We start from the raw sequence: 23,802 nt of genomic DNA, 5'->3' as shown, positions 1-23,802 counted from the left end.
CCATTCAGGAACGGTGCCAGCCGATCAGTTGGTGGGGTGCAGTCGACCGCGGTATGAATCGTTGGTTCGGATGTAGCCGGCCTGATCGAGCAGTTCGGCGCGGGGCGTTTGGTCGGCTTGCTGGATCACCACCGCAACCGGCGCACCGGCTGCTGCGGCGGCCTTCTCGATCGCGGCCAGACTTGCCGCGTCTGCCACATCACCGGTGAGCAATACCGGACCGCCAGGGGCATAGACCGGCGGCGCGGGAAGGACCAGTCCGGAGGCCCCTTCGACGGTGATCTTGCGGTCCGCTGGCGGGGTCCCATCAACGGCGGCATCCAGGTCCTTATGCCACCACGACTCAGCGCAGACCAGGCCGAGACCTTCGGCGGCAGCGCGCCGTTCCGTTTCCGGGACTGGGCAGCCGAAATTCAAGGATCGATCAGCGCCGGCCACACGCAGCATGGCCACCCCATCGGCTGGCCACAACGACTCGTCGTCCAACACCATGTCGTCAACGTCGTACCGATCATCGTTCGGATATCCAAAGAGGAATCCGTGATCGGTCCGGATGGACAGCACGTTCGGATCGGCGATCTTGTTACCCAGAAACTTGGTGTGCACGTCCCGCGCATTCGGCGCGGGATTCCAGAACCGCGGGGCATAGGAAACCAACCGGGCTCGGCGCTCTGCCCCGAGATCCAGCACCCAATCAAGATCAGAAGAAGTCAGGTCCCTTACGCCATCACTGGTCATGGGTCCCGATCCTGGCACCGACCCAGCGACCACCGAAAGGTATTTGTGATCACATTCACAAAATCGCGGTAGTGATCCTGCGACATCGGAGGTAGGGCCAGCCGGTTAGCTGTCGGGGTGCTTTTCAGCGTGGATGGCGCCGGGTTCCCGGTCGGTCAGTCGAATAGCGTCGATGGGCCGGAGCCGGATGGTGGCTGTGCAGCCGGGCCGTCCGCATTCGCAGTCGAAGAAGCCGCGTGACTCGGGTTGGGTCGGATCAGCCTGACCGTTGTCGATCTTGAAGCGGAGCTGGTCGGTCAGGCTGTGGTTACCGTAGCGGATCGTGGCCCGGCGTTCGGAGATCGTCTGGGCGACCGGGAGTTCGTCGAGTGCCGGGCCGAGAGCTGTTTCGACGGCGGCCAGGGTTTCGGCGATTGTCTGTCCGTCAACGTTGATGACGCTCGCCGCGGTTCCGGAGAGTTGTTCGGTGATCAGGCGGTGCCCGTAGAGCAGTCCGTGATGGATGCCGGTGCTGCCGGATCGGTGAGTGAGTCGCCGCTGGTGTTCGGCCGATGAGGGCATCAACCAGACCGAACGGGACAAGGGCGCGAAGGCGGGTGCGATGAGTGCACCCTCGACGACGGCGCCGACTGTCGGGGTCTGGACGGCCAGGAGGTCGAGGTCTTCCTGGATCATCGGTGCGCGGTCAAAGGTGCCCGGTGTTGGGTCGCCCTCATCGTGCAGGCCGCGGCCGACGGCTCTGTCGCGGTGGCTCCAACCATGTGCGTCCGTGCTGTACCAGCGCAAACCGCGCCTGCGGGCCAGCAGTCTGGCGATCGTGGTCTTTCCGGAAGCAGCAGGGCCACCGATGAGAACGGCGGAGAGGAAAACGTCGCGCGGCACCCGTCATCAATATCTGGTGCGGTAGCCGCTGGCAAGAACGCCCGGTGATCGATCGTCTGTGACACACCGATCCGCCGCGAAACCGCGTGCCCGGCGACCGCGCCCGAAAGGCCTGCCCGCCACGGGCCGCTATCGGGCGGTTGCAGCCGTCGTCGGCCGGAATCCCTTCTGGACGGAAGTGGAGGAGTGATCGCTGCTGCCGGATTGGTCCTGTGCCCGCGGATGCACTCAGCGCTGCGCTTGGATAGTTACTCGGTTCGTTCGGTGAGCTGATGGATCGCGTCAGAGAGTTTGGCCATTTCCGAGATGAGCACGGTCGCGTCGCCAAGCGCTTTGGCCGGCGTCGTCTCGCAGAATCCGATCACATCCATCCCGGCCGCGGTCGCCGCCGCGACCCCGGATGGACTGTCCTCAACCACGACGCATCGACCAGGTTCGAATCCCATCGCCTGGGCAGCGTGAAGGAACAGGTCGGGGGCGGGTTTGCCTCGCTCGACGTCCTCGGAGCTGAAGATCCGATCGGCGAAGAAGCCGCGCAGGTTCGCGGTGGCGAGCATGAGACGAATCCTGGTGTGGGTTCCCGAGGATGCGACGCAGGTGGCGTAGCCGGCCTGCTGGAGTTCGGACAGCGTGGTGGTGATGCCGGCGACTTCGGTGAGGTCGGTTCGGAATGCTGCGGCATGGGCGGCTCGTCGATCCTCGACGAATGTGTCGGGGACTGGTTTGCCGAGATGACGTTCGATGTTGGCCGTGACGGTTGCCTCGGATCGTCCGAGATGTTGTTCCATAATCTCTTCGCGGGTGATCGGCCATCCGAGGTTGGCGATCATCTCCAGGTCGATGTCCTGCATGAGCCGTTCGCTGTCGACGAGCACGCCATCGCAGTCGAACACGATCAGGTAATCGGAGGTCACCGCGACATCCTTGCGGACTACCTGGCAGCCCAAATCACCCGCCCGGTGGAGGATGCTAAAGCGGTGCGCTCCCTGGCATCCTCAGAGGTGTGTCAACAACGGAGGAAGCGGCGGGCGAGCGACTGTCCAAGACCGCGCTGCGGGACTTTGGCCAGCCGATTCTCCACGCGGAACGCGACTACGACCTACCGTCCTACCGAGTGAGCCTGTCACCCGCGGAGGCTCCGGTCCCGGTGTTGCTCCGGCACGCCCTCACCCTCATCGGGATACGCCACAACGGACCCGGCGAGAAGGTCGCGTGGTGGGTGTCGTTCACCTACAAGGGTTACCCGTGCGAACTCGCGCACCAGAAGTTCGGCCTCCGGCTGCGCATCGGCGGCGACCTCACCGAAGAGCAGGCGGACGACCTGCTGACGGAGATGCGGAAGAAGTTGGTGTCGGCGGTTCGGACCGTGGAAGGGGTGCTGGCCGAGACGGCGAGCGAAACCCTCAATGCCGGCAACGTCACCGTCGTGAACCAGCACCGGCAGTTGCGCCGGGCGTACCACTACTTCCGTGAGCGGGCAACCAATCCCGCGACGGTCGAGGACGTGAGCGAGAGCGGGGTGTCGCAGGGTGGAGCCACTTGGTCATCGTTCCTACTGGGCAAGAACGTAATGGCGCTGAACGCATCCCACGATCTGGTGGCCGCGATCTCTGCCTTCCTGAGTTCGCTGGAGCACGACCTCGTTCTGGCGCTACCTTTCCTCGACTTCGACCCAACGACGGACGACCTGACCAAGATCATCGGGGACCGCTGGGGCGAGAAGTGGCGGCGCGTGATCGGCCACTCGGACCCGGAAGCGGTACGCCTGCGGGAGCGACTGGCCGAGGTCGTCGAGCGGTGGCGCAACCCCTACTCGCACGGCGGGTTCGAGAAGGGGCACGGTGCCACCATCTACCTGCACACGCCGGGTATCGGCGCCCTGCCCGTTGGGTTGTCAAGCATCCGCGACAGCCCGCTGTTCTCGTTCCACTCTGTGTCGGAGACCGACATTGAAGGCGTCTTCACCCTGTTCGACGAGATCGACGCCTACCTCGCCAAGACCATCCCGCACGCGATGGAGTGGATCGACTCCTGCCTCGACGTCCAGTTCGACGCCGAGTTCATGGCGCAGGTCGTCGGCTGCCTTGAGTCGGAGGGCGACTTGGAGAAGCTGGTCGACGCGCACGCCTACCAGCAAGCGATGATCGACAACATGGACTACTGAGGAACCCATGGACCCGGCGGCGGGAACCAAATCACCGGGGCGGCCGGGATGGTTCTCGGGTGGCGCCCCGATGCGAGGCGCGGGAGTGTCAGGCCGGCCCGGATGAGGATCGTCAGTGACACAGCGATTCCACGCTGGCTGGCGTGCCCGGTGATGTTGCCCGGATGGGTCCGCCCGCCAGGGGCCGCTTGCGGGCGGCGTGCGCCGGTCGCCGTGGTGGAACGGCTTCCGGGCAGTGCGCTCCATTGACTGGTCTGCATCAACGGGAATCTCTGTCGGTTCATTTAGTACACGTTTCGCTGTACTATCAGGTCCATGTCCACTGCCACGGCAACTCTGCCGCACACGGCTGCGCTGGCCAGACTGGGCCACGCGTTGTCGGATCCGACCCGGGCGGGAGTCTTGCTCGCCCTGCGTGAAGCACCCGCCTACCCGTCCGATCTGGCCAACGCCTTGGGAGTTTCGCGTCAGGTGATGACCAACCAGCTGGCCTGTCTTCGGGGTTGCGGTCTGGTCGAGGCCATCCCGGACGGTCGGCGGGTCTGGTACCGGCTGTCGGATTCCCACCTGGCCCCGTCGCTGGACGAGCTGATGAAGGTGGTCCTGTACATCGAACCGGGTTGTTGTGACGGTGAAGGGTGCAGCTGCCCATGACCGACCTCAGCATTCCCGGCGTGAAGAGCCGGCGCGATGTCCTCACTCGACGGATCCGGCTGTTGGTCGCGGCCACGATCACCTACAACGTGATCGAGGCCGTGGTAGCAATCGTCGCCGGTTCCGTGGCGTCATCAGTCGCCTTGGTCGGGTTCGGCCTGGATTCGGTGATCGAGGTGTCCTCGGCCGCTGCCGTGGCTTGGCAGTTCTCCGCCCGCGACCACACGGTTCGGCAGGCACGAGAACGCCGCGCGCTGCGGATCATCGCCCTGTCGTTCTTCGCCCTCGCCGGCTACGTCACCGTCAATGCGGCGATCGCCCTGATCGGTGGCCATCAGGCAGAGGAATCCCTACCGGGCATCGTGTTGGCTGCATTGTCGGTGATGATCATGCCGTTCCTGTCCTACGCGCAGCGTCGCACCGGGCGAGAGTTGGGCTCGGCCTCGGCCGTTGCCGATTCCAAGCAGACCCTGATCTGTACCTATCTGTCGGCGGTACTGCTGCTCGGTCTGGTGCTCAACGCGCTGCTCGGCTGGTCTTGGGCCGATCCGCTCGTGGCATTGGTGATCGCCGGCCTCGCCGTTCGTGAAGGAGTTCAAGCCTGGCGCGGCGACAACTGCTGCGCACCGGTCGGCCTAACCCTGCAACCTGAGGAAGAGAACTGCAGCACCTGCGAGCCCGGCTGCGACTGCTGTAACTAACTCCACACGCTGGGCGCCCAGAATGTTTGCCTGTCCGGTGATGGATCCCATCTGACACACCGATCCGACGCTCAGCCGAGTGCCCGGTGAGGGTCTGCCCGGCTTCGTAGGCGGCCGCAGTGCCGATCGGCCGGCGGAGTTGGTGCGCCTGGCGAACGTCTTACGGGCTGTGGCGTCGGGTGTGTTCTGCGTTCCAGTCGTCCATGTTCCAGGCGCGGCCTGGCTCGTCGTAGATGCGGAGGAAGGACTCGTTGTCGGGATCATCACCGTAGGTGCCGTCCGCTTGGAGTCTGGCGATGAGTGCGTTGAACGCGGCACGGAGGGCCGCAGCTCGACGTCTGTAGGCAGTGAAGTCATGCCCGCTGGCGGTCAGAAGCTCTGCGGCGTTGTCGCGAAACCCGGTGGGGAGCCAGGTGAGGTCTTGGAGCCCGCGAAGCTCTCGGGATCGCCAGGGACGCCATTTCCGGTGATAGGCGAACAAGGCGCGGGCGAGCTCCTGGTAGCCGGCCTGGAGCCGGTCGAAGGCCTCCGGCCCGCCGAGCATGTTCCAATGTCCCTCCGCATCATCGTCGGGGATCAGTGCGAACGCCTGGTTCAGCGACGCATCGAGGATGGCGAGTCGTTGCTGATCGGACATGCTGGTTCGGTCAGCGATGAGGTCCTTGATCTCGCCTGTCGGGTCGTAGGTGATCCATCCGCCGGCCAGCTCGGCTCGCTGTGGTTCGGGCCAGTCGAAGTCTGGCGATCGCCATTGGGCCAGGTCGTATCGGTGAAGGTCGAGCTGGATGCCGACTCGGTCAAGCTCGGGATCATCGGAGAAGATCGAGTGGTAGGTGTTGTCGGCAGGTCGCCAGACGAACTCTGCTGGGGCTAGGTAGAGGTCGAGCGGGTCCATGAAGACAACGGCGTCAATGTCTGAGCCGGGTACGGTTTCGTCGCCTTGCCGTGCTCGCCCGATCGCCACACTGCCGGTCGCGACGACTCCGCGGACAACGTCGTGCGGTGCAAGCTGGCTCAGTGTGAAGTCAAGCAGTTGCTGCCGCTTCCGGTCCGATGGCGTCGCAGTGCCCATACCGGGACCATTCCAGTGACTCAGCTGACCGCGCAATCGGTTTCGGTTAGGCAGCTGCCCCAGTCGGTCAGCGATCCCGCCCAACATCCTGGGTGAGGCCCGCCGAAGAGAAAGGAGCTGCGCACGTGGCGCGTCTCACGGGAGGATGCGTGCGATGACTGCGAAACCTGCCGACCTGCTTTCTCTACCGCTCAACCGCGTTGCGATTGTGCTGGTCGACTTCCAGAACGACTTCTGCAGCCGGGATGCTGGCGACGGGACCTCGCCGCCACCCAACGTCAACAACGAGCGTGCAGCTCGGCGTGCTAATGACTTCGCCCGGGAGGCAGCCGGGATGGGCGCTCACGTCATCTACACCCAGCAAGTGCTGGACTGGGACGCTCTGTCGGACCGTCAGCGACGCTGGGAGACCCCTGGCGGACTGTGCGCGGTCGGCACGTGGGGTGCCGAGTTGTACCTCGAGCCCGTGGCCGGCTCGGTCACCGTCGTCAAGCATCGATTCGACTGCTGGCAGAGCGCCGACTTCGTGCGCGAGCTTGAGGACAGTGAGATCGACGGCCTCATCATCTGCGGTGTCGAGCTGGTTTGCTGCGTGCTCTACGCGATCATGGGCGCTGACGAACGCGGCTATCACTACCTGGTACCGACGGATCTGGTCTCAGGTAGGGACACGGGTGACGAAACCGACAACAAGGCGATCCGCGACTATCTGCAGTACAACCAGCCTGAGCGACTGACAACAGCCGCTGAGCTGCTGGAGAGTTGGCGACCGTAGCAACCCAGGCTCGGTCACCGATCGTCTGTGACACAGCGATTCCGCGCTCAGCCTGGTGCCCGGTGACGCTGCCGGACACGCTGCCCGCCAGCGACCGCGTGCGGGCGCCGTACGCCGGCGGCTGCCGGGGATGCTTGCGGGCCTGGTCGAGCACACCCGCCAGTAGGGTCAGTCAGCGTGAGTACCAATGACGGAGGGCCGGCGGGATCCGCGACATTCGCTCAGTTCCAGGACTACGTGAAGAAGCTTGAGCAGGATCGCGGGTTTGCAGGCGAGAGCGTTCTTCAGAAGTGTCTGTTGCTTGGTGAGGAGGTGGGCGAACTCTTCAGGTCGGTCCGCAAGACATCCGGCGTCGGGGTGGATGTTGCGACTGAGCACCAGGAGAATCCCGCCCACGAGATGGCTGACATTCTCATCGTCCTGGCGACCATTGCGAATCGCCTGGACATTGACCTCGGCGAAGCGATCCGCGCCAAGGAACAGATCAACGCAAGCCGCCGGTGGAGCTGAAGCCCGCGAGGCGATCCTGTGTGCGACGCCGATTCCGCGCTCAACTGGGGTGCCGGTGAAGTTGCCCGTTGGTCTGCCCGTCGCCGGCCGCTATCGGGCGGCTGCCAGTGGCGTCCGCAGGGAACCGCTTACGGTCCAGGGTTGTACCGAGTTGCGGCGGAACTTCCGTGACTATTTGGCTGTTGGTCGCGGAAGCATGCCCGCTTGATCGTAGAGGTGGAAGGCCGCCTGTGATGTCCCGCCCTCATCGCTGGTGCGAAGGGCGATCTGCATTTCGCCGAGCCGTTGGCAGGCGAGCGCTGCACGGGTGAGGAGTGTTCGAGCGATGCCGTGACCACGGGCGTCCGGCCGGACGAACAGCTCGATGATGAATGGGCAGTCGAGGTCGGGGTCCCAGGGCGATCGACGGACGACCTGGATTGATCCGACCGCTTGTTCACCCCGCAGGGCGACTAGTGACGCATCGGTAATCAGCTCTCCGAAGTCCCCGGCGTAGGTCGCATCCATTTCGGTGAGTGCGTCGTCAAGGTCTGTCGCGCCGACGTTGGGAGGGCAAGAGGCGAGGTACAGCTCGGCGACTTGTTGGCGGTGTCTGCGATGGAGTGGCTCGAAGTTCATCTGGCGGTTGGAGCTCTGCCGGTCGAGGCGAGCGAGGTTGGCAAGGTTGCCGATAAGGGTGCTTTTGGGCATGAGAGTGGCCTCGGGTTGACAGTTGAGCAGTGGAAGCGGACTCAGGTCAGTGCCGGGTCATGCCGGTGACTATAACGATCTTCTGAACACGATGCCCGTTGCAGGATCCCCTTGCGAGGACCATTCTGATCTTGGTTCGACCTATCAGATTTGACCGTTCGAACAGGGCTGCAGATCTCCATTGCGGCGGCAGTTCCTTGGTTCCCACACGGGTGAACCCTTGTTCCAGGTAGTAGTCGCACAGTCCCGGGTTGGTGGCAACGCAGTCGAGTCGGAGGACCTCGGCGCCGTGGTGGCGTCCGTGTTCGGCGGCCCAGTCGAGCAGCTGGCGGCCGAGGCCGTGACCGGCGTATCCGCGGTTGACCATGAGCCCGTGCACGTAGACCGCCGCTTGGTCGGGCTCGCCCCAGATCTGCGGATCTGCGCTGAGAATCCGGACAGCCGCGATCAGGCCTGCAGGGTCGGATCGGATGAGCCACCATTGACCGCGTTCGGCCTGTCGTCGAACCATTTCCTCCGAGACATCGCCGTGCTGCCATTGGCTGATTCCTCGATCCTGCATCCAGTCGACGAGTCGGTCCCTCAGGTGCAGGATCTCGGCAGCGTCATCCGATGAAGCCGGCGAGGGGGCAACAGGGAGTGGGCTGGTAGCTGGATCTGTCGGCATGGGTTGCCTCCGTCGAGAGGAGATCCACCCAGGCGTTCGATGGACCTCGACGGGACTCCCTGATGGTTCATTCCATCTGCGCCGGTCGTGACGTCAACGATGCCAGGACGGTCTACTGGGCACAATCCGATCTGGTCCAGACTGCCCGGATAAGGTTCGCCCCGAATGTCCGGTCAGCGGACCCGGCTGCGTGATCACCGGCTACCTCGCTCGGCCGGCGGACCCGCCCGGAACCGGATCCGTTCTGGGCAGGTCGTCGTGCGCACTTAGCGGTATCCAAAGTGCTCAAGCACCAGGTGGGCGACTTCGTGGGGCTGCTTGGTGTCGGTGTCGATGATGGTCTCGTCCAGGTCGGCCTCGGCCAGGCGGGCGGTCAGTTCTTCGTGACGGGTCGCGTGCCATTCGAATGCGGTGGCTTGGGCAGCTGTGTAGCGTCCGCGGAGGCGGCGTTCGGTAACTGCCGGGCTCGCGACCAGCCGAACAGACCGAATGGCAAGCCCGAGTGCCTCGGAGTAGCGAAGCTGTGCTCCGGAGGTGGCGATGACTCCGCTGATGACCAGTTGTCGCGGTCCAGCGGTCTTGTAGTTGGACCAGACGAATGCCATGTTCTGGGCCTCGATGATCTTGTTGCCATTGTCCGGGTCGGCCGGTGGCCAGGACCGGTGGTACCAGTCAACGTCCATCAGGCTGAAGGGTTGTCCCGCACTGGCGAACAGGTCGCCGATGTGGTCGAGCGTGGAGGACTTCCCGACGCCGTAGGAGCCATTGACAAAGATCGCGAACTCTTCGCCGCCGCTGTTCACCGTGCGACCCTACCGACCGACTGCGGCCGGTGATCGATCCCTGACAGGTCACGGGGTTTCTCAGCAAGAACCGTCTGGCACAGACAGACTGACCGCATGCTCAGAATTCAAGGACCAATCCCGGGTGGCAATCTGCCGCCGTGCGCCGTGCTCAGGTGCGATGCCCAGGGCGCCTACGTAGCGACTGTGATGGCCTTCGGCGACCCGGCCGAGTCGCTCCCGTGCGAGGAACACAAACAACGTATTGACGCTGGTCAACGGTGGCAGTGGGACGGCAACCAGAACGTCTTCCTGATGGGAGACGACCTCAGCGGTGAGGGGCGACTCAGGGCGACCAACTTCCGGGTACATACCGAGAGCGACATAGACAGCGAACTCGGAGTTGACCCGGTGCGAGTCGACTTCGACGACGCAGCAGGAACCTCGATGGGTTTCATTGTCAGTCGCGATGCTGCAAGGCACTTGGGTGCCATGCTCACGCAGTTCACTGATGGCGATGGCGATGGCACCAGATAGCACGCTGCTCTCAACCCAGCCGGCACCGGCCCGCAAGACATTCCCGATTGAGGATCACGGCTCGGCATCGTCCCCGCAAGAGATCCATCCGGCGCCCGCCACTCCCCGCCAGACCGTGACGTCGTTGTGGTGCATGCCCGAGACGACGTCGATGGCAGCTGTTGGGACAATTCACCAGTGACGGCTACAAACGCTCCGGTGACTGTCGGTTCAGGCTCAACTCGGTTGATCACCCTGCGAGGCAGCAGCGGTTCCGGAAAGTCGACTGTGGCTGGGGCGATTCGATCGTTACGGTGTCAACGGAGGGATCGGTTGCGATCCTCGGCCAGGACGTCATTCGGCGTCAGCTTCTGTGCACGGCGATGATCGGGACGGACATGCGATCGCGCTGATCGACGCGATGGCTCGTCTGCTGCTGGATCGTGGGTTCGATGTGATCATCGAAGGGATCTTGAACGCGGCGCTATATACCGAGTCGTTGGTTCGGCTGGTCGGAGATCACGGCGGGGTGTCGCGGTCCTACATCTGGGACCTGCCGTTTGAGGAGACGGTGCGTCGGCACGCCACGAAGCCGGTGCCTACCGAGTTCGGGGAGGCAGAGTTGCGGCAGTGGTGGCGCGGCTTTCAACCTGTGGAAGGTCTGGGTGAATCTGTCCTCGGTCCGACTGACGATCTTGGGTCCTCAATCGCCAGGATCGCGGTCGACTGTTGGGGAGCCGAAACAGACAGCCAGAGCTAGTCGGTCACCGCATGCCGCCCGATGGACGATCCGCGACCGCACAGCCGGAGTCGTGATCTTGCAGTGCGCGAGTCACCTACTCGGCGCGCAGGAACGGGGCCGCGTCAATGATCCGCGCGGCCGCCTCGTCTGGCGTCAGCTTTGCGACGGGCAGGGTGAGATCCCATCCGTCGTCAGGCGCAATCCCGTAGTGACCGCGGGCGTTGCCGATGTGCTGGCCACGAGTACGGCTGCGTTCGCGCTGCTCCAAGACTTCCAGCGGCGCGGTGAGATGGACCCAGAAGCTTGCTGATGCACGCAAGTCGCGTCGCCAGCCGGGGACGATCGTCTCGTCCAGGGGCATCTCGTCAAGAATCACGTCGTTTCCCGCGGCAAGGAGAGCGTTGACCGCGCCGCGCATGCCAGCCAGCACTCGGCGACCCGCGTCCCCGTACCGGATCCGGCCCCGTGCCGCTCCGTCGGGATCAATCGTGTCGTCGTACCACATACCAGGACCCGGGCCGAACTCTTGGCCCTTCCAGCGTTGGGGAAACATCGCCAGGAAGTGATCCAGTCCGACGTGGAGGAACGGCTCGCTCAGCTGCAGCTGCAGCTGTTCCGACACTGAAGTCTTGCCCACGCTGGACACGCCAACCAACACGATCGCTCTCCCGCTCATGCTGCGGAGTCTCCCAGCTCCACACGCCACGCAACGAGCCGGGCCCAGCTCGCAGCGGCGCGGGCCGGTCGCCCGGTTGGCGATCCACTTGTGGCGCGGTCTCACCCGGTGCGGGCGGTGACTCTGCCGTGTTCGTTCATCCACCACGGTGCGGCACTGTTGAGCAGTTCGACGGCCTTGTCATGATCGGCCGGTGTGTTGGGCGGGTGGCCCGCGAGCCGACCCCAGCCGAGCTGGATGCTGGTGGCCAATTCGTCGGTGTGGTCGGGGTAGAAGGCGGTGATGACTCGTTGCATGGTCGCCGGGTCGCTGGTCCAGCCCGGCCAGCGGAACAGGACGCAGGTGAAGGCCAGCCGGGCGATTCGTCGGCCGACGCGTTGCCGGGTGAAGTCTGGCCGTGATGTCGTTGGGGCGTTCAGTTCGGCAGCCAGCCGGGTGAAGGCGGCCCGGGTTCCGCTGGTGATGTGCTGAGCCAGTTCGATGGTCGGGTATTGGTCGGGAAGCTCGTCGGCCAGGTCCGGTCCCCAGAGTGGCGTGCACAGACACGAAATCTGGAATGCGTTGTCGTACCGCTCGGCGGCCGAGAGCAGCCGAGGACGGCTCGCGACGATGATGCCGACCTCGTTGACCGCGCCGGTGCCCTGGTCGAGCTCGGCAGCGAGCCGGGCGACGGCGGCGCGTTCTGTCTCGGTCGGCTCGTTGTGCAGGATTACCTCGAGGTCGAGGTCTGACCGACCGGCGACAGCGGTGCCGCGAGGAACGCTGCCGTACAGGTAGATGCTGTGCAGGCGTTGGCCGAGGAGTCGGCGGAGGGCCGACGCCGCCTCGGCTATCAGCGGAGCGAAGACTGCGTCGATGCGGCTGAGGTCTCCTTCGCGGCGGATCCGGCCGCGCTCGTCCAATCCGTCATCGAGACCCTCAGGTACTGACACAGGCCTATGGTGATCAAGGTTCGACGTCACGGACCGATATCGCATCACAACCGGTGTGTCTACGCGACCTGATTCCGTCACCAGCCCGGTGGAGGATCGGCAACCGGGCAGTTCGCGGCAACCCTGCACCGAGAAATCACTCGGCGTGGTCGCGATTGATCAAGCGCGAAGCCGATGAATGAGGCGAGCTGACCAGAGGTCGGCCTGGTCATGTTCGAGCAAGGCCACCGGCTCACCCTCCTCAACATGCGCAGCTACCGCGTCGGAAACGAGTCTGACGAACAGCCAGGCCATGACTCGCTCGGGATCAACTCCCAGACCGGAGCAGAACTGGTGGATGACCGGTCCCCACTCCTTCTCCGGGTCGGCGAGATCACCCTTGCGGAACAACAGATACTGCACCGCATCGTAGGCAGGATCCCCCACCATTGGCAGCGGATCGATCGCCAACCACGGCGCGCGCTGGGCAGCCAGGATGTTGTGGTGATGAAAATCGCCGTGCAAGATCACTGGCGCCGACTCCGAACTCGCCAGGTCGGTCAGCAAGTCAACCGACAGGTCCACCAGCCACTGATCAAACGGTGCCCCGCATCGCTCGTGCCGCACCACGATGTCCTTAGCCAGCGCGGTAGCACGATCGGCGAGCCGCACGAATCCTTCCGCGCCTTGAGGGTCGTGGAGTTGCGTCAACAGCGCGATTGCCACCCGGTCGGTCTCGGCTCCATCGAGAATGTCCTCCAGCGAACTACCGGGGACACATCGCTCGGTCAACATCGCCCCGGTGGCGGCATCGTGTTCCAGCAACCGAACCGCACCATGTCCTGCCCAGAGCCGCAGAGCCTCTGCCTCCCCAGCCCGAGCGGTTGCAGCCAGAGTTCCGAGCTCGATCTCTGCGGGCATCGGCACCTTCAACACCGCCGCGGGGGACTGTAATTTTAACGGTGTAACTCCTGAGACGAAGGAGACACCTGTGACTGACGTGACGAGTAGGGATGTGGCTGCTGCTGACGGGCAGGAGCTGTCGGCCAGCGATCAGCAGCTGGTGCGCGAGCTGACCGATCGGGCCCGGGCCAACGGGTTGCAGCTGACCGGTCAGGGCGGCTTGCTGGGCCGGCTGACGAAGATGATCGTCGAGGGCGCCCTGGAGGGTGAGATGGATGATCACCTGGGGTATGCCAAGCATGATCCGGTCGGCCGGGACGGCGGTAACTCCCGCAACGGCTACCGGGCCAAGACGCTGTTGACCGAAGCCGGGCCGGTTGATGTTTCGGTGCCGCGGGACCGGGACGGCAGTTTCGAGCCGACGATCGTGGCGAAGCGGCAGCGGCGACTGTCTGGGGTGGAGGACCTAGTGATCTCGCTGTCGGCGAAGGGACTCACGACCGGGGAGATTTCGGCGCACCTCGCCGAGGTGTATGGGGCGGAGGTGTCGAAACAGACGATCTCGACGATCACCGACCGGGTGATGGAGGGGCTGGCCGCCTGGCAGTCTCGTCCGTTGGACCCGGTGTATGCGGTGCTGTTCATCGACGCGATCCAGGTCAAGATCCGGGAGGGTGAGGTCTGCAACCGGCCGATCTACCTGGCCCTGGGTGTCACCGCCGACGGTGAGCGTGACGTGCTCGGCCTGTGGGCCGGTGAGCACGGCGACGGGGAAGGTGCCAAGTACTGGCTGCGAGTGCTGACCGAGATCAAGAATCGTGGCACCAACGATGTGTGCATGCTGGTCTGCGACGGGCTGACCGGACTCCCTGACGCGGTGTCGGCGGTGTGGGACAAGACGATCGTGCAGACCTGCATCGTGCATCTGCTGCGGAACTCGTTCAAATACGCCTCGAAGAAGGACTGGGGGTCGGTCGCCAAGGACCTGAAACCGGTGTATACCGCCGCCTCCGAGGCCGAAGCGCTGGACCGGTTCGCCGACTTCAGCTCCAAGTGGGAGAAGCGTTACCCGGCGATCATCCGGCTGTGGACCAACGCTTGGGCAGAGTTCGTCCCATTCCTGCAGTTCGACCGCGAAATCCGCACCGTGATCTGCACGACGAATGCGATCGAGTCGATCAACGCCCGACTCCGGCGAGCGGTCAATGCCCGCGGTCATTTCCCCACCGAGCAGGCAGCGCTGAAGTGCCTGTACCTGGCGATCATGAGTCTCGATCCGACCGGCCGAGGACGCAAACGCTGGACCAACCGATGGAAGGCAGCACTCAACGCCTTCGACATCACCTTCGACGGACGCCTATCCGCCGGACGCAACTAACAAGATCAAAAATCAGTTACACCGAAAACTTGACAGACCCCGCCGCGGTCGAACCGCGCTCGGCAGATGTCGGCGTACTACCTCACATGTTGCATGGGGTACGACCTGACGTGTCGGTCTCGGCATGGTGATCATGGCATGGTTTCTCCTCCGGTGGTGAGGTTGAAGCGGTCTTTGAGTCGGTAGGAGGGTCCGTTGATGTTGATGACGTCGCAGTGGTGTAGGAGTCGGTCGAGGATGGCGGTGGCTAGGACGTCGTCGCCCAGGACGCTGCCCCATTCGGTGAAGGCCTTGTTCGAGGTGATGATCATGGAGCCGCGTTCGTAGCGGCGGGAGACGAGTTGGAAGACCATGTTGGCTTCGGCCCGGTCCAGGGGGAGGTAGCCGACTTCGTCGACGATCAGGACCGCGGGTCGGAGGTAGGTGGCGAGTTGGCGGTTGAACCGGCCGGTGGTGTCGGCGGCGCGGAGTTTGCGGACCAGGTCGTCCAGGGTGGTGAAGTAGATGGAGAACCCGGCTTGGCAGGCGGCGACCGCGAGGGCGACGGCGATCATGGTTTTCCCGACGCCGGGTGGGCCGAGGAGGACCACATTGGATTTGGTGCGGGCGAACTCCAGGGTGGCCAGGTCGCGGACCTTGCGGACGTCGAGGTCGGGTTGGAAGGCGAAGTCGAAGTCGTCGAGGGTTTTGTGGTGGGGCAGGCCGGACAGGCGTAGGGCGTTGCGGAACCTGCGGCCCTCGCGCAGGCCGACTTCTTCTCCCAGGAGCAGGTCGATGAAGTCGAGGTAGCCCAGTTGGGCTTGCTCGGCGCGGTCGACCAGTGGGCCGATCGATTCGGTCAGGTGGGTCAGTCCGAGTTTGGTGGCGTGGTCACGGATCCGGTCGCTGGTCAGGCTGTTCACCGGGCCACCACCCCGGTGCGGGCCTGGGCAGCGGTGACCGGGATGATCCGGTCGTGGTCGGGGTCGGTGTGCCAGTTGTCGCGTGGGCTGGGGGTTGTGGCCTTGATCCGCTGGTGCAGGTGGAGTTGGTGGAAGCCGAGCATGTCGATCAGCCAGCCCGGGTCGGCCGGTGGGGTCTGGCCGGTGAGGTATCGGCGAAGTTCGGCATGGACGGCCGGGCCGGCGGTGCGGAGGAATTCCTCACACAGGCCGAGCAGCTCGGCCAACGTGGCGGCGGTGTACTGGCTCAGCTCCACCCCGGCAGCTGCTGGTGTCGGGCTCGGGTCCAGGCTGTGTCCGGGCAGACCCTGGATCGACGACACGGAGTTGGGTGGGCCGCAAACCTTACCGCTGCTGCTGTTCGTGCTGTTGATCATGTCGTTGTTGATCATGCTCTCGTCGTTGTTGATCTTGTTCCTGTTGTTGATCATGGTCAGCTCCTGGCGGTGTGGGATCCGGCGGCGGGGTTCGTCTGGGCGGCGGGGTTGGTCTGGGCGGCGGTCTGGTAGTCCGACAGCGGCCGGACAGCGACCGGCTGGCCGGCGGCGTGATGGCTGGCCAGCAGCGCGGTCAACGGACTTGGCTCGGCCGGACCGGTTCTGGAGCGTGGTGCCGGTGGAGGGTCGAGACAGATGGCCCGGGTGTGACCGTCGGGCAGCCCGGCCCAATGGGTCTCATCGACGATCCACGAGCCCCGTCGGCGGGCCCGTTGGTGGGTCGCCAGCCAGCCGCCACCATCAACGGCGAGCGCGCTGATGGTCACGGTGTCGGCGTTCACGGCCACCTCGACCTGCCCACCGGGCCGGACCCGGCTGGCGGGCACGGAGTAGAAGCTGGCCTCAAAGGAGACCAGGGCGTCCTTACCGACTCGACGCAGATACCGATCGCAAACCAGATATGGCCGGTCCGGCAACGGCAACAGGGCGGCCCGATCGCCGATCGCGCGAACGGCGATGACCTGACCGTGGGTGCGGTGGACCTGCCCACGTCGGATCGGTAGCCAGGCATCGAAGGCGCCGTCCAACTCCTGGATCGAGTCGAACCAGCGGCCGGCGACCACGTGTTCACGCACGATGTTGACCTGGCGTTCGACCCGGCCCTTACCGGTGGGTCGGTAGGCGGCCAGAACGTCGATGACGAACCCGTAATGATCGGCGAACGCGGCCGCTTCCGGGTGCACCGGCACCGCCAGCCCGGGCGCGACATGGCGTTTGACCACGGTCTTGGTCCGGTCATAGACGATCGCACCCGGCACCCCGCCGAAATGGGCGAACGCGCGCCGATGGCAGTCGAAGAACGTGGCCAAATCCATGCTGGTGGTGAAACAGCAGAACGGGTCCCGGGAATGGGACAAGGTCATGTGGAACGAATACACATGGCCGATCCCGACATGGGCCAGCAGATCACCCTCATCGCCCCAATCGACCTGGGCCTGCGCACCCGGCACGACCTCGAACCGGCGATGGAACCCGATCAACGGGTTCTCATCGGTCTGGGCCAGCTCGGCGGCGATCCGGGGCCGGGCCTCGGCCAGGAACATCTTCACCCGCTGATACGACCCGGTGAACCCGTGCTCGGCCACCAGCCGCTCATGGATCACCGTGCCCTTCAACCCGACATCGGCACGCAGCCAGGCCTCGACCACCCCGATGAACGGGGCGATCACCCTCGGCTGCGTCCCGGCCCGGGGCGGTGGTGTCGGTGGGACCGAGGCAGCGTCCTCGATCAGATACCTCTTCACCGTGCGCCAATCCACCCCGCACTCACGGGCGATCTCGGCAAAGCTCGCGCCGGCAACATGCAAGGCGCGGAAACGACGGACATTCATCCAGGACTCCGTATCCAGGATCATGGAGCAAGTCACCCTTCGGACTCGTCTACTTGGCAGTTGACGAACCGAAGGGTGACCCAACTCAAGGCGAGCAGGGACTCAACTCGCCGAGACCGACCTACACGTCAGGTCGTACGGAGAACGACATGTGAGGTCGTACGCGGACAGCAGACACCACGAGCGAGACATGGCAGTCGTCAAATGCGGTACCTAGCCTCGGTGTTTCATGCGGTGGTTGCGACACCTGGGTTGAGAAGGGCGGAAGTGCCTGTCCTGTAAGGGAAAATGGGCTTGTCGAAGAGTCCAGGATCCCAAGTAGGAAGGCACTTCCAGGGTGAAGGGTAACAAGCGTCGCGGCAGACGGCCCAGGGTCAGCGCTGACGGCACCGGTGTGGTGTCTCATGCCGGGTTGGAGATGGTGCGGGAGTTGGCCGTCGATACCGGCCTGGTGGCGGCGTTGAACACCGCGTTGGCCGATACCTATCGGGGACCGTGGACCCATGCCCCGGGGCGGGTGCTGGCCGACCTGGCAGCCGCAGTCGCTGACGGGGCAACTGCTGTGTCGGGGATCGGCACGCTGGCCGATCGGGAAGACTTGTTCGGGCCGGTGGCCTCGATGCCGACCGCTTGGCGGGTGCTGGACCGGGTCGATGCCGACCATGTCGAGGCGGTGCGTCAGGCTCGGGCGATGGCGCGGGACCGGGCCTGGGCTGCCGGTGGCGGCCCCGACTTGGACCAGGAGTTGGTGATCGACTTCGATGCCTCGCTGCTGATCGCGCACAGTGAGAAGGAATCAGCCGAGCCGACCTGGAAGAAGACCTTCGGGTTCCATCCGTTGTTGGCGTTCCTGGACCGGCCCGAGATCGCGGGCGGAGAAGCTCTGGCCGGGCTGTTACGGCCGGGCAATGCCGGCTCCAACACCGCTGCTGATCATGCGGTGGTGCTGGACATGGCGTTGGCCAGCCTGCCCGAGCGGGTCCGGCCGCGGCCCACAGATCCCGGCTCGCCACGACTGTTGGCCCGGGCCGATGCGGCCGGTTCGACCCACGACTTCGCGCAGGCTTGCCGGGACCGGGGCGTCGGATTCTCTTTGGGCTATGGGATCCACTTCGGTGTCCAACAGATCGTCGATGTGATTCCCGAGCAGTGTTGGCATCCGGCCATCGAGGCCGACGGCAGCTTCCGCGATGGTGCCTGGGTGGCCGAGGTTACCGGCGCGGTCGACCTGTCGGGCTGGCCCGACCAGACCCGGTTGATCCTGCGGAAGGAACGACCCCATCCCGGCGCCCAACTGACCTTCGCCGACGCCGACGGGTTACGCGTGACCGGGTTCCTCACCGACACCGCCCCAGGGGTTGTGCCCGGCCAGGTCGCCGGGCTGGAACTGCGACACCGTCAACATGCCCGCGTCGAGGACCGGATCCGACAGGCCAAGGCCGCCGGACTACGGAACCTGCCCTGCCGCGGCTGGGACGAAAACGTCGCCTGGCTGGAGGTCGTGTTGATGGCCGCAGACCTGGTGTGCTGGACCCAACTGATCGGCTTCGCCGACTCCACTTCTCTGGGCCGTTGCGAGATCGCCACGTTCCGCTACCGAGTCCTCCACGTCGCCGCCCGGATCACCCACACCGCCCGACAAACCCGACTCCGCATCGACAAGACCTGGCGCTGGGCAGCCCAGATCGCCGACGGCTTCCACCGAATACGCGCCGCCTTCGACTAACCACTCGGCCCACCCCACCCGGCCAACCCAAGGACCCCGGAGAACCGCCACCGCAGCGCCAAGCGGTACATCATCGCGCCCCGACCCACTCCAAACACATCCCCGCACCAACCACACCGACACCATGATCAACTACCCACCGCATGAAAGAGGGAGGCTAGTGTCGCCTGCCAGGAGGAAGGGACCACCGGTTTGCCATGAGGATGGGACCGGGTTCGTCCCCGGTGGTCGACCGTGGGACCGATGATTGCTGATGGGTGGGGTTCTGGTCAATCCTGCTGGTCGGACTCGGCTGGTTTGCCGGGTCGGGGCCGTTGTCGTTGGCGGTAGGACTCGCCTTCGACGACGAGTTCGTAGGCGGCTGATTGGAACCGGTCCATCGCGGATTGGGCGAGCAGCGGGTCGGCCATCATGGTCAGGATTTCGGGTGGCTCGCGGTTGCTGGTGATGATCATGGAGCCTTTGCGGTGTCGTTCGACGATGAGTTCGTAGAAGTCGCTGGTTTCGGTGGTTTCGAGGCGGTGCAGGGCGAGGTCGTCCATGATCAACAAGTCGACGCGGTGGAGTTTACGCATCTCGTCGTCGTAACTGCCGTCGAGCCGGGCGCCGCGGAGTCGTTTGAACAGTTTGTCGGCGCGTTCGGCGTGCACGCTGTGGTGACGTCTGACGGCGATGTGGCCGAGTGCGTTGGCCAGGAACGTCTTCCCGACGCCGACGGGTCCCATGATCAGAACGTTGTAGGCATCGGCCAGGAACCTCAGTGAGGTGAGTTCCTGCCATAGGTCCTGATCGAAGCTGGCCGGCGTGGTGTCGTCCCAGGCCTGGAGCTGCATCTGCGGGTCGAGGTGGGCTGCTTTGGCGCGGCGTTGGGCGGATTGGCGGTCGCGGCGGGTGACTTCGTCGGAGAAGATCATTTCCAGGAAGTCGTGGTGCGGCATCCGGTTCGACCGTGCCAACGCGAGCCGGTCGGGCAGGGTGTCGAGGAGTTGACCGAGTTTCAACCGACGCATCAACGACTTCAACTCCGGGGTGACCTCGATCGGCTTGACCGCAGGCTCGGCATCCGGTCGACGACTCGCGCGCTGGCTCGTGCTCATGGCAACCTCCGGACCGTCTCCGACGACGAGTCGGAACCTGCTGTTGATCTTGAAAGTGTTGGTCTCGACGTTGATCTTGATGTTGACGTTGATCGCCGGATGGCGAAGTCGCCGGTGTCTCGGACGAACCGGGACGGCGCTGACACCGATCTCGCTGGACCCGGTGTCGCCGAGTCCGCTGTTGCTGGCAGCAGCGCGGGCTGGGCCTGGATGGCTTGGGTGGTGGCGCGGGTGAGCATGCGGTCGATCAGGCCGATGTCGATGACTTCGGCTTCCAACGCCCGCCGGCAGGCGTCATCGACCGCTTCTGGGCCGTGGCGTTTGACCAGGCCGAGGAGCCGGTAGACCTGCCGCATCTTGGTCCACGGCAACGGATGCTCCAACACCTGCGCGGCATAGACACCGATGTGGTCGCCGTGGATCGCGGCTTTGCGTTGCAGGGCGTCGATATCACGCATCGCATAGACCGACTGATGCGCCGGCAGATCAGCCGGATCGGTCTGCCGACGACCAGGTCCCACCCTCGGGTGGACCTTGATCAACTCGGCCCGCCAATACAGCTTCACCGTCGCCGCATCGGCGCGGGCGGTGATCCGTTGCCCGATCAGATCACCCGGGACGCTATAGAGGGCCTTGGCGACCTGGACGTGCCGGTCCGGGGCCACCTTCGGCCGGGTCCGGGACGGCACGTCGAACGGCGTCACAGGGCGGGCCAGCAGCTTCGGCTGCTCGTCGGCGGTGAACACCTCGGCCGGACGGAGCCGGGTCGTGCCATGGACCCGCATCCCGGCGGTCTCAGCACACCACCGCTCGGCCCGAGCCCGGCAATCGTCCAGGCCGTTGAAGGACTCGCCGGCGAAGAAGTTCGAGCGCGCATACTGCACGCACCGCTCGACCCTCGGTTTGTCCTGCGGGCTGCGGACCCGGGCCGGGTCGATCACGAACCCGCGGGACTCGGCATACTCCCGGAACGATTCGTTCAACCGCGGATCGGTCGCGTCCGCGCGGTCGACGATGGCCTTCATGTTGTCCGGAATCACCACCGCGAACACGCCGTCGAAGAACTCCCACGCCGCCTCGAACCCGGCAATCACCTCCTGCAATGTTTCACCGAAGGTCGGATAGACGAACATGTGCCGCGAATAGACCGCGGTGAAGATCAACCCCTTCGTCACCCGACGACGAACCTGACCGGAACCATGATCAACTTCGATCATCCCGAGTCGTCCGAAGTCGACCTGCAACTCTGCACCCGGCTCACAATCAGCGACTCGAACCGTGGCCCGCCGACGACCGAAGTCCAACTCACTGGTCGCATACCGATTCAGGGTCCGATACGACACCACCACACCCCGACGACCCAACAAGATGTTGATCTTGGTCAACGTCAGGCCCTGATCCAACCAGGCCTTGAGTTGATCATGATGAACAGCGATCGTCTCCCACGCCTCACCCTTGCCGTTGGGACGCTTGCTACGAACTCCACCGACCACCGCGGTGATCAACTCACTGGTCAGCTGGGACGCGTCCCCGTCACGGTCCAGGCCGTGGGACTGCGCCATCTCCACATACCGGCGGACCGTCTTCCGATCGGTGCCCGACAACCGGGCCACCTCCCGCAGACCGGTACCCGCCAGCCACAATCGCAAGATCTCTCGGATCTCGACCACCGAAACCTCCCGGAAGCTCATAGGGCCAATAGATCGGCCGAACAACCGAGACCCCGGCAGGCGCGCCAACGGTGGTCCCATCACTGGCAAAACCGTCAGCCAGGTGGTCCCATCACTGGCAAACCAGTGGTCCCATCCTCATGGCAAAACCGGCTCCGAAGCGGTCCCTTCCCGCTGGCAACCGACAACCTAGCTCCACCGACCACTCGGCACTCAGACGACGACATACTCCGGGCAAGGTGGCTAACCACTCACGACGGTCCGCAGTCTGAGAAGCCTTCAGACGTAGCCGCTCAGGAATGACAACCACGCCGATCACCTCTCGTTGTCGCGACAGTCAACAGCAGCAGGTCGACAGTCTCACCACTGCTCTGAACACATCAACCGAGTTGTTCTCGCAAGAGGTTCCATGATCAACATCGCCAGCCGGCTGACCTGAAGGGATCCCTTAGCGGGTCTGTCAAGTTTTCGGTGTAACTGATTTTTGATCTTGTTAGTTGCGTCCGGCGGATAGGCGTCCGTCGAAGGTGATGTCGAAGGCGTTGAGTGCTGCCTTCCATCGGTTGGTCCAGCGTTTGCGTCCTCGGCCGGTCGGATCGAGACTCATGATCGCCAGGTACAGGCACTTCAGCGCTGCCTGCTCGGTGGGGAAATGACCGCGGGCATTGACCGCTCGCCGGAGTCGGGCGTTGATCGACTCGATCGCATTCGTCGTGCAGATCACGGTGCGGATTTCGCGGTCGAACTGCAGGAATGGGACGAACTCTGCCCAAGCGTTGGTCCACAGCCGGATGATCGCCGGGTAACGCTTCTCCCACTTGGAGCTGAAGTCGGCGAACCGGTCCAGCGCTTCGGCCTCGGAGGCGGCGGTATACACCGGTTTCAGGTCCTTGGCGACCGACCCCCAGTCCTTCTTCGAGGCGTATTTGAACGAGTTCCGCAGCAGATGCACGATGCAGGTCTGCACGATCGTCTTGTCCCACACCGCCGACACCGCGTCAGGGAGTCCGGTCAGCCCGTCGCAGACCAGCATGCACACATCGTTGGTGCCACGATTCTTGATCTCGGTCAGCACTCGCAGCCAGTACTTGGCACCTTCCCCGTCGCCGTGCTCACCGGCCCACAGGCCGAGCACGTCACGCTCACCGTCGGCGGTGACACCCAGGGCCAGGTAGATCGGCCGGTTGCAGACCTCACCCTCCCGGATCTTGACCTGGATCGCGTCGATGAACAGCACCGCATACACCGGGTCCAACGGACGAGACTGCCAGGCGGCCAGCCCCTCCATCACCCGGTCGGTGATCGTCGAGATCGTCTGTTTCGACACCTCCGCCCCATACACCTCGGCGAGGTGCGCCGAAATCTCCCCGGTCGTGAGTCCCTTCGCCGACAGCGAGATCACTAGGTCCTCCACCCCAGACAGTCGCCGCTGCCGCTTCGCCACGATCGTCGGCTCGAAACTGCCGTCCCGGTCCCGCGGCACCGAAACATCAACCGGCCCGGCTTCGGTCAACAGCGTCTTGGCCCGGTAGCCGTTGCGGGAGTTACCGCCGTCCCGGCCGACCGGATCATGCTTGGCATACCCCAGGTGATCATCCATCTCACCCTCCAGGGCGCCCTCGACGATCATCTTCGTCAGCCGGCCCAGCAAGCCGCCCTGACCGGTCAGCTGCAACCCGTTGGCCCGGGCCCGATCGGTCAGCTCGCGCACCAGCTGCTGATCGCTGGCCGACAGCTCCTGCCCGTCAGCAGCAGCCACATCCCTACTCGTCACGTCAG

Annotated in this window: 25 protein-coding genes and 1 riboswitch; of the genes, 9 read left to right on the top strand and 16 right to left on the bottom strand. The window is 64.6% G+C overall.

The window, feature by feature from the left end:
- Window positions 1–24: 24 nt before the first annotated feature.
- The 3 genes from FOE78_RS04815 to FOE78_RS04805 all read right to left on the bottom strand — a co-directional run bounded on the left by FOE78_RS04815 (window position 25) and on the right by FOE78_RS04805 (window position 2,534).
- On the bottom strand, window positions 25–738 hold the full coding sequence (locus tag FOE78_RS04815; protein ID WP_143985299.1) for a hypothetical protein: 714 nt from the start codon (window positions 736–738) through the stop codon (window positions 25–27).
- Between the two features lie 105 nt (window positions 739–843).
- Window positions 844–1,413: a hypothetical protein gene (locus FOE78_RS04810; RefSeq protein WP_143985298.1), complete on the bottom strand. Its 570-nt coding sequence runs from the start codon at window positions 1,411–1,413 to the stop codon at window positions 844–846.
- A gap of 455 nt (window positions 1,414–1,868) precedes the next feature.
- The gene (locus tag FOE78_RS04805) at window positions 1,869–2,534 is read right to left on the bottom strand and encodes an HAD family hydrolase (RefSeq protein ID WP_143985297.1); all 666 of its coding nucleotides are present in this window, start codon (window positions 2,532–2,534) and stop codon (window positions 1,869–1,871) included.
- 89 nt (window positions 2,535–2,623) lie between these two features.
- On the opposite strand from FOE78_RS04805, the gene FOE78_RS04800 reads away from it, so the two are divergent.
- The 3 genes from FOE78_RS04800 (at window position 2,624) to FOE78_RS04790 (ending at window position 5,139) form a co-directional block, all read left to right on the top strand.
- Window positions 2,624–3,784 carry a hypothetical protein gene (locus FOE78_RS04800; RefSeq protein ID WP_143985296.1) on the top strand — a complete coding sequence of 387 codons (1,161 nt, stop codon included), beginning with the start codon at window positions 2,624–2,626 and terminating at the stop codon, window positions 3,782–3,784.
- A gap of 315 nt (window positions 3,785–4,099) precedes the next feature.
- Window positions 4,100–4,438 carry an ArsR/SmtB family transcription factor gene (locus FOE78_RS04795; protein ID WP_143985295.1) on the top strand — a complete coding sequence of 113 codons (339 nt, stop codon included), beginning with the start codon at window positions 4,100–4,102 and terminating at the stop codon, window positions 4,436–4,438.
- The gene (locus tag FOE78_RS04790; RefSeq protein WP_143985294.1) at window positions 4,435–5,139 is read left to right on the top strand and encodes a cation transporter; all 705 of its coding nucleotides are present in this window, start codon (window positions 4,435–4,437) and stop codon (window positions 5,137–5,139) included. The genes FOE78_RS04795 and FOE78_RS04790 overlap by 4 nt, the downstream gene beginning before the upstream one ends.
- A gap of 160 nt (window positions 5,140–5,299) precedes the next feature.
- Here FOE78_RS04790 and FOE78_RS04785 read toward each other — a convergent pair whose 3' ends face one another.
- Window positions 5,300–6,034, bottom strand: coding sequence for a hypothetical protein (locus FOE78_RS04785; RefSeq protein WP_143985293.1), 735 nt, complete (start codon window positions 6,032–6,034; stop codon window positions 5,300–5,302).
- 331 nt (window positions 6,035–6,365) lie between these two features.
- Here FOE78_RS04785 and FOE78_RS04780 point away from each other — a divergent pair, with 331 nt between their 5' ends.
- Both FOE78_RS04780 and FOE78_RS04775 read left to right on the top strand, forming a co-directional pair.
- Entirely contained in the window at window positions 6,366–6,986 is a 621-nt protein-coding gene (locus FOE78_RS04780) for a cysteine hydrolase family protein (protein WP_168207382.1), read from the top strand.
- 177 nt (window positions 6,987–7,163) lie between these two features.
- Window positions 7,164–7,496 (top strand): MazG nucleotide pyrophosphohydrolase domain-containing protein, encoded by a 333-nt coding sequence (locus tag FOE78_RS04775; protein ID WP_143985291.1) that lies wholly within the window; start codon window positions 7,164–7,166, stop codon window positions 7,494–7,496.
- 171 nt (window positions 7,497–7,667) lie between these two features.
- On the opposite strand, the gene FOE78_RS04770 is transcribed toward FOE78_RS04775, so the two are convergent.
- From FOE78_RS04770 to FOE78_RS04760, 3 genes are all read right to left on the bottom strand, one after another.
- Complete coding sequence (locus FOE78_RS04770; protein WP_143985290.1) at window positions 7,668–8,186, bottom strand: GNAT family N-acetyltransferase; 519 nt, start codon at window positions 8,184–8,186, stop codon at window positions 7,668–7,670.
- 46 nt (window positions 8,187–8,232) lie between these two features.
- Window positions 8,233–8,853, bottom strand: coding sequence for a GNAT family N-acetyltransferase (locus FOE78_RS04765; RefSeq protein WP_143985289.1), 621 nt, complete (start codon window positions 8,851–8,853; stop codon window positions 8,233–8,235).
- Window positions 8,854–8,872: 19 nt separating this feature from the next.
- A riboswitch (ZMP/ZTP riboswitch) is annotated at window positions 8,873–8,952 on the bottom strand.
- A 167-nt stretch (window positions 8,953–9,119) separates the two neighbouring features.
- Window positions 9,120–9,656, bottom strand: a complete 537-nt coding sequence (locus FOE78_RS04760; RefSeq protein ID WP_143985288.1) for a hypothetical protein — start codon at window positions 9,654–9,656, stop codon at window positions 9,120–9,122.
- Between the two features lie 189 nt (window positions 9,657–9,845).
- On the opposite strand from FOE78_RS04760, the gene FOE78_RS04755 reads away from it, so the two are divergent.
- Both FOE78_RS04755 and FOE78_RS04750 read left to right on the top strand, forming a co-directional pair.
- Complete coding sequence (locus FOE78_RS04755; protein WP_143985287.1) at window positions 9,846–10,172, top strand: hypothetical protein; 327 nt, start codon at window positions 9,846–9,848, stop codon at window positions 10,170–10,172.
- A 352-nt stretch (window positions 10,173–10,524) separates the two neighbouring features.
- Window positions 10,525–10,911 (top strand): P-loop NTPase family protein, encoded by a 387-nt coding sequence (locus tag FOE78_RS04750; RefSeq protein WP_143985286.1) that lies wholly within the window; start codon window positions 10,525–10,527, stop codon window positions 10,909–10,911.
- 76 nt (window positions 10,912–10,987) lie between these two features.
- Here FOE78_RS04750 and FOE78_RS04745 read toward each other — a convergent pair whose 3' ends face one another.
- The 3 genes from FOE78_RS04745 to FOE78_RS04735 all read right to left on the bottom strand — a co-directional run bounded on the left by FOE78_RS04745 (window position 10,988) and on the right by FOE78_RS04735 (window position 13,401).
- Window positions 10,988–11,569 carry a phosphotransferase-like protein gene (locus FOE78_RS04745; protein ID WP_143985285.1) on the bottom strand — a complete coding sequence of 194 codons (582 nt, stop codon included), beginning with the start codon at window positions 11,567–11,569 and terminating at the stop codon, window positions 10,988–10,990.
- A 101-nt stretch (window positions 11,570–11,670) separates the two neighbouring features.
- On the bottom strand, window positions 11,671–12,501 hold the full coding sequence (locus FOE78_RS04740) for a nucleotidyltransferase domain-containing protein (RefSeq protein ID WP_168207381.1): 831 nt from the start codon (window positions 12,499–12,501) through the stop codon (window positions 11,671–11,673).
- Between the two features lie 159 nt (window positions 12,502–12,660).
- Window positions 12,661–13,401 carry an aminoglycoside phosphotransferase family protein gene (locus tag FOE78_RS04735; RefSeq protein WP_143985283.1) on the bottom strand — a complete coding sequence of 247 codons (741 nt, stop codon included), beginning with the start codon at window positions 13,399–13,401 and terminating at the stop codon, window positions 12,661–12,663.
- A 118-nt stretch (window positions 13,402–13,519) separates the two neighbouring features.
- Here FOE78_RS04735 and FOE78_RS04730 point away from each other — a divergent pair, with 118 nt between their 5' ends.
- On the top strand, window positions 13,520–14,761 hold the full coding sequence (locus tag FOE78_RS04730) for an IS256 family transposase (RefSeq protein WP_168207653.1): 1,242 nt from the start codon (window positions 13,520–13,522) through the stop codon (window positions 14,759–14,761).
- Window positions 14,762–14,892: 131 nt separating this feature from the next.
- Here FOE78_RS04730 and istB read toward each other — a convergent pair whose 3' ends face one another.
- From istB to istA (FOE78_RS04715), 3 genes are read right to left on the bottom strand one after another with little or no spacing between them, the layout of a single operon-like run.
- Window positions 14,893–15,663: an IS21-like element helper ATPase IstB gene (istB, locus tag FOE78_RS04725; RefSeq protein ID WP_143984779.1), complete on the bottom strand. Its 771-nt coding sequence runs from the start codon at window positions 15,661–15,663 to the stop codon at window positions 14,893–14,895.
- Window positions 15,660–16,133: a hypothetical protein gene (locus tag FOE78_RS04720; protein WP_143984780.1), complete on the bottom strand. Its 474-nt coding sequence runs from the start codon at window positions 16,131–16,133 to the stop codon at window positions 15,660–15,662. Before FOE78_RS04720 ends, istB begins: the two co-directional genes overlap by 4 nt.
- A 2-nt stretch (window positions 16,134–16,135) precedes the next feature.
- Window positions 16,136–17,554, bottom strand: coding sequence for an IS21 family transposase (gene istA, locus FOE78_RS04715; RefSeq protein WP_210414671.1), 1,419 nt, complete (start codon window positions 17,552–17,554; stop codon window positions 16,136–16,138).
- A gap of 313 nt (window positions 17,555–17,867) precedes the next feature.
- Here istA (FOE78_RS04715) and FOE78_RS04710 point away from each other — a divergent pair, with 313 nt between their 5' ends.
- Window positions 17,868–19,256 carry an IS1380 family transposase gene (locus FOE78_RS04710; RefSeq protein WP_143985282.1) on the top strand — a complete coding sequence of 463 codons (1,389 nt, stop codon included), beginning with the start codon at window positions 17,868–17,870 and terminating at the stop codon, window positions 19,254–19,256.
- Between the two features lie 269 nt (window positions 19,257–19,525).
- Here FOE78_RS04710 and FOE78_RS04705 read toward each other — a convergent pair whose 3' ends face one another.
- The 3 genes from FOE78_RS04705 to FOE78_RS04695 form a co-directional block, all read right to left on the bottom strand.
- Window positions 19,526–20,353, bottom strand: a complete 828-nt coding sequence (locus tag FOE78_RS04705) for an ATP-binding protein (RefSeq protein ID WP_143984739.1) — start codon at window positions 20,351–20,353, stop codon at window positions 19,526–19,528.
- Complete coding sequence (istA, locus tag FOE78_RS04700) at window positions 20,350–22,044, bottom strand: IS21 family transposase (RefSeq protein WP_210414811.1); 1,695 nt, start codon at window positions 22,042–22,044, stop codon at window positions 20,350–20,352. Before istA (FOE78_RS04700) ends, FOE78_RS04705 begins: the two co-directional genes overlap by 4 nt.
- 472 nt (window positions 22,045–22,516) lie before the next feature.
- Entirely contained in the window at window positions 22,517–23,758 is a 1,242-nt protein-coding gene (locus FOE78_RS04695; RefSeq protein WP_168207653.1) for an IS256 family transposase, read from the bottom strand.
- Between the last annotated feature and the right edge of the window lie 44 nt (window positions 23,759–23,802).

Origin of the sequence: Microlunatus elymi, assembly GCF_007362775.1 — a bacterium.
Lineage (GTDB): Bacteria > Actinomycetota > Actinomycetes > Propionibacteriales > Propionibacteriaceae > Microlunatus > Microlunatus elymi.
The sequence above is the reverse complement of the archived record's forward strand: the minus strand, read 5'-3'. Positions and strand labels throughout refer to the sequence as shown.

Bases quoted from the DNA above. Each gene is read 5' to 3' on its own strand.
- FOE78_RS04815 (WP_143985299.1), bottom strand. From the start codon at position 738: ATGACCAGTGATGGCGTAAGGGACCTGACTTCTTCTGATCTTGATTGG.
- FOE78_RS04810 (WP_143985298.1), bottom strand. From the start codon at position 1,413: ATGATCCAGGAAGACCTCGACCTCCTGGCCGTCCAGACCCCGACAGTC.
- FOE78_RS04795 (WP_143985295.1), top strand. From the start codon at position 4,100: ATGTCCACTGCCACGGCAACTCTGCCGCACACGGCTGCGCTGGCCAGA.
- FOE78_RS04790 (WP_143985294.1), top strand. From the start codon at position 4,435: ATGACCGACCTCAGCATTCCCGGCGTGAAGAGCCGGCGCGATGTCCTC.
- FOE78_RS04785 (WP_143985293.1), bottom strand. From the start codon at position 6,034: ATGGACCCGCTCGACCTCTACCTAGCCCCAGCAGAGTTCGTCTGGCGA.
- FOE78_RS04780 (WP_168207382.1), top strand. From the start codon at position 6,366: ATGACTGCGAAACCTGCCGACCTGCTTTCTCTACCGCTCAACCGCGTT.
- FOE78_RS04770 (WP_143985290.1), bottom strand. From the start codon at position 8,186: ATGCCCAAAAGCACCCTTATCGGCAACCTTGCCAACCTCGCTCGCCTC.
- FOE78_RS04765 (WP_143985289.1), bottom strand. From the start codon at position 8,853: ATGCCGACAGATCCAGCTACCAGCCCACTCCCTGTTGCCCCCTCGCCG.
- FOE78_RS04755 (WP_143985287.1), top strand. From the start codon at position 9,846: ATGGCCTTCGGCGACCCGGCCGAGTCGCTCCCGTGCGAGGAACACAAA.
- FOE78_RS04745 (WP_143985285.1), bottom strand. From the start codon at position 11,569: ATGAGCGGGAGAGCGATCGTGTTGGTTGGCGTGTCCAGCGTGGGCAAG.
- FOE78_RS04735 (WP_143985283.1), bottom strand. From the start codon at position 13,401: ATGCCCGCAGAGATCGAGCTCGGAACTCTGGCTGCAACCGCTCGGGCT.
- FOE78_RS04720 (WP_143984780.1), bottom strand. From the start codon at position 16,133: ATGATCAACAACAGGAACAAGATCAACAACGACGAGAGCATGATCAAC.
- istA (WP_210414671.1), bottom strand. From the start codon at position 17,554: ATGATCCTGGATACGGAGTCCTGGATGAATGTCCGTCGTTTCCGCGCC.
- FOE78_RS04705 (WP_143984739.1), bottom strand. From the start codon at position 20,353: ATGAGCACGAGCCAGCGCGCGAGTCGTCGACCGGATGCCGAGCCTGCG.
- istA (WP_210414811.1), bottom strand. From the start codon at position 22,044: ATGAGCTTCCGGGAGGTTTCGGTGGTCGAGATCCGAGAGATCTTGCGA.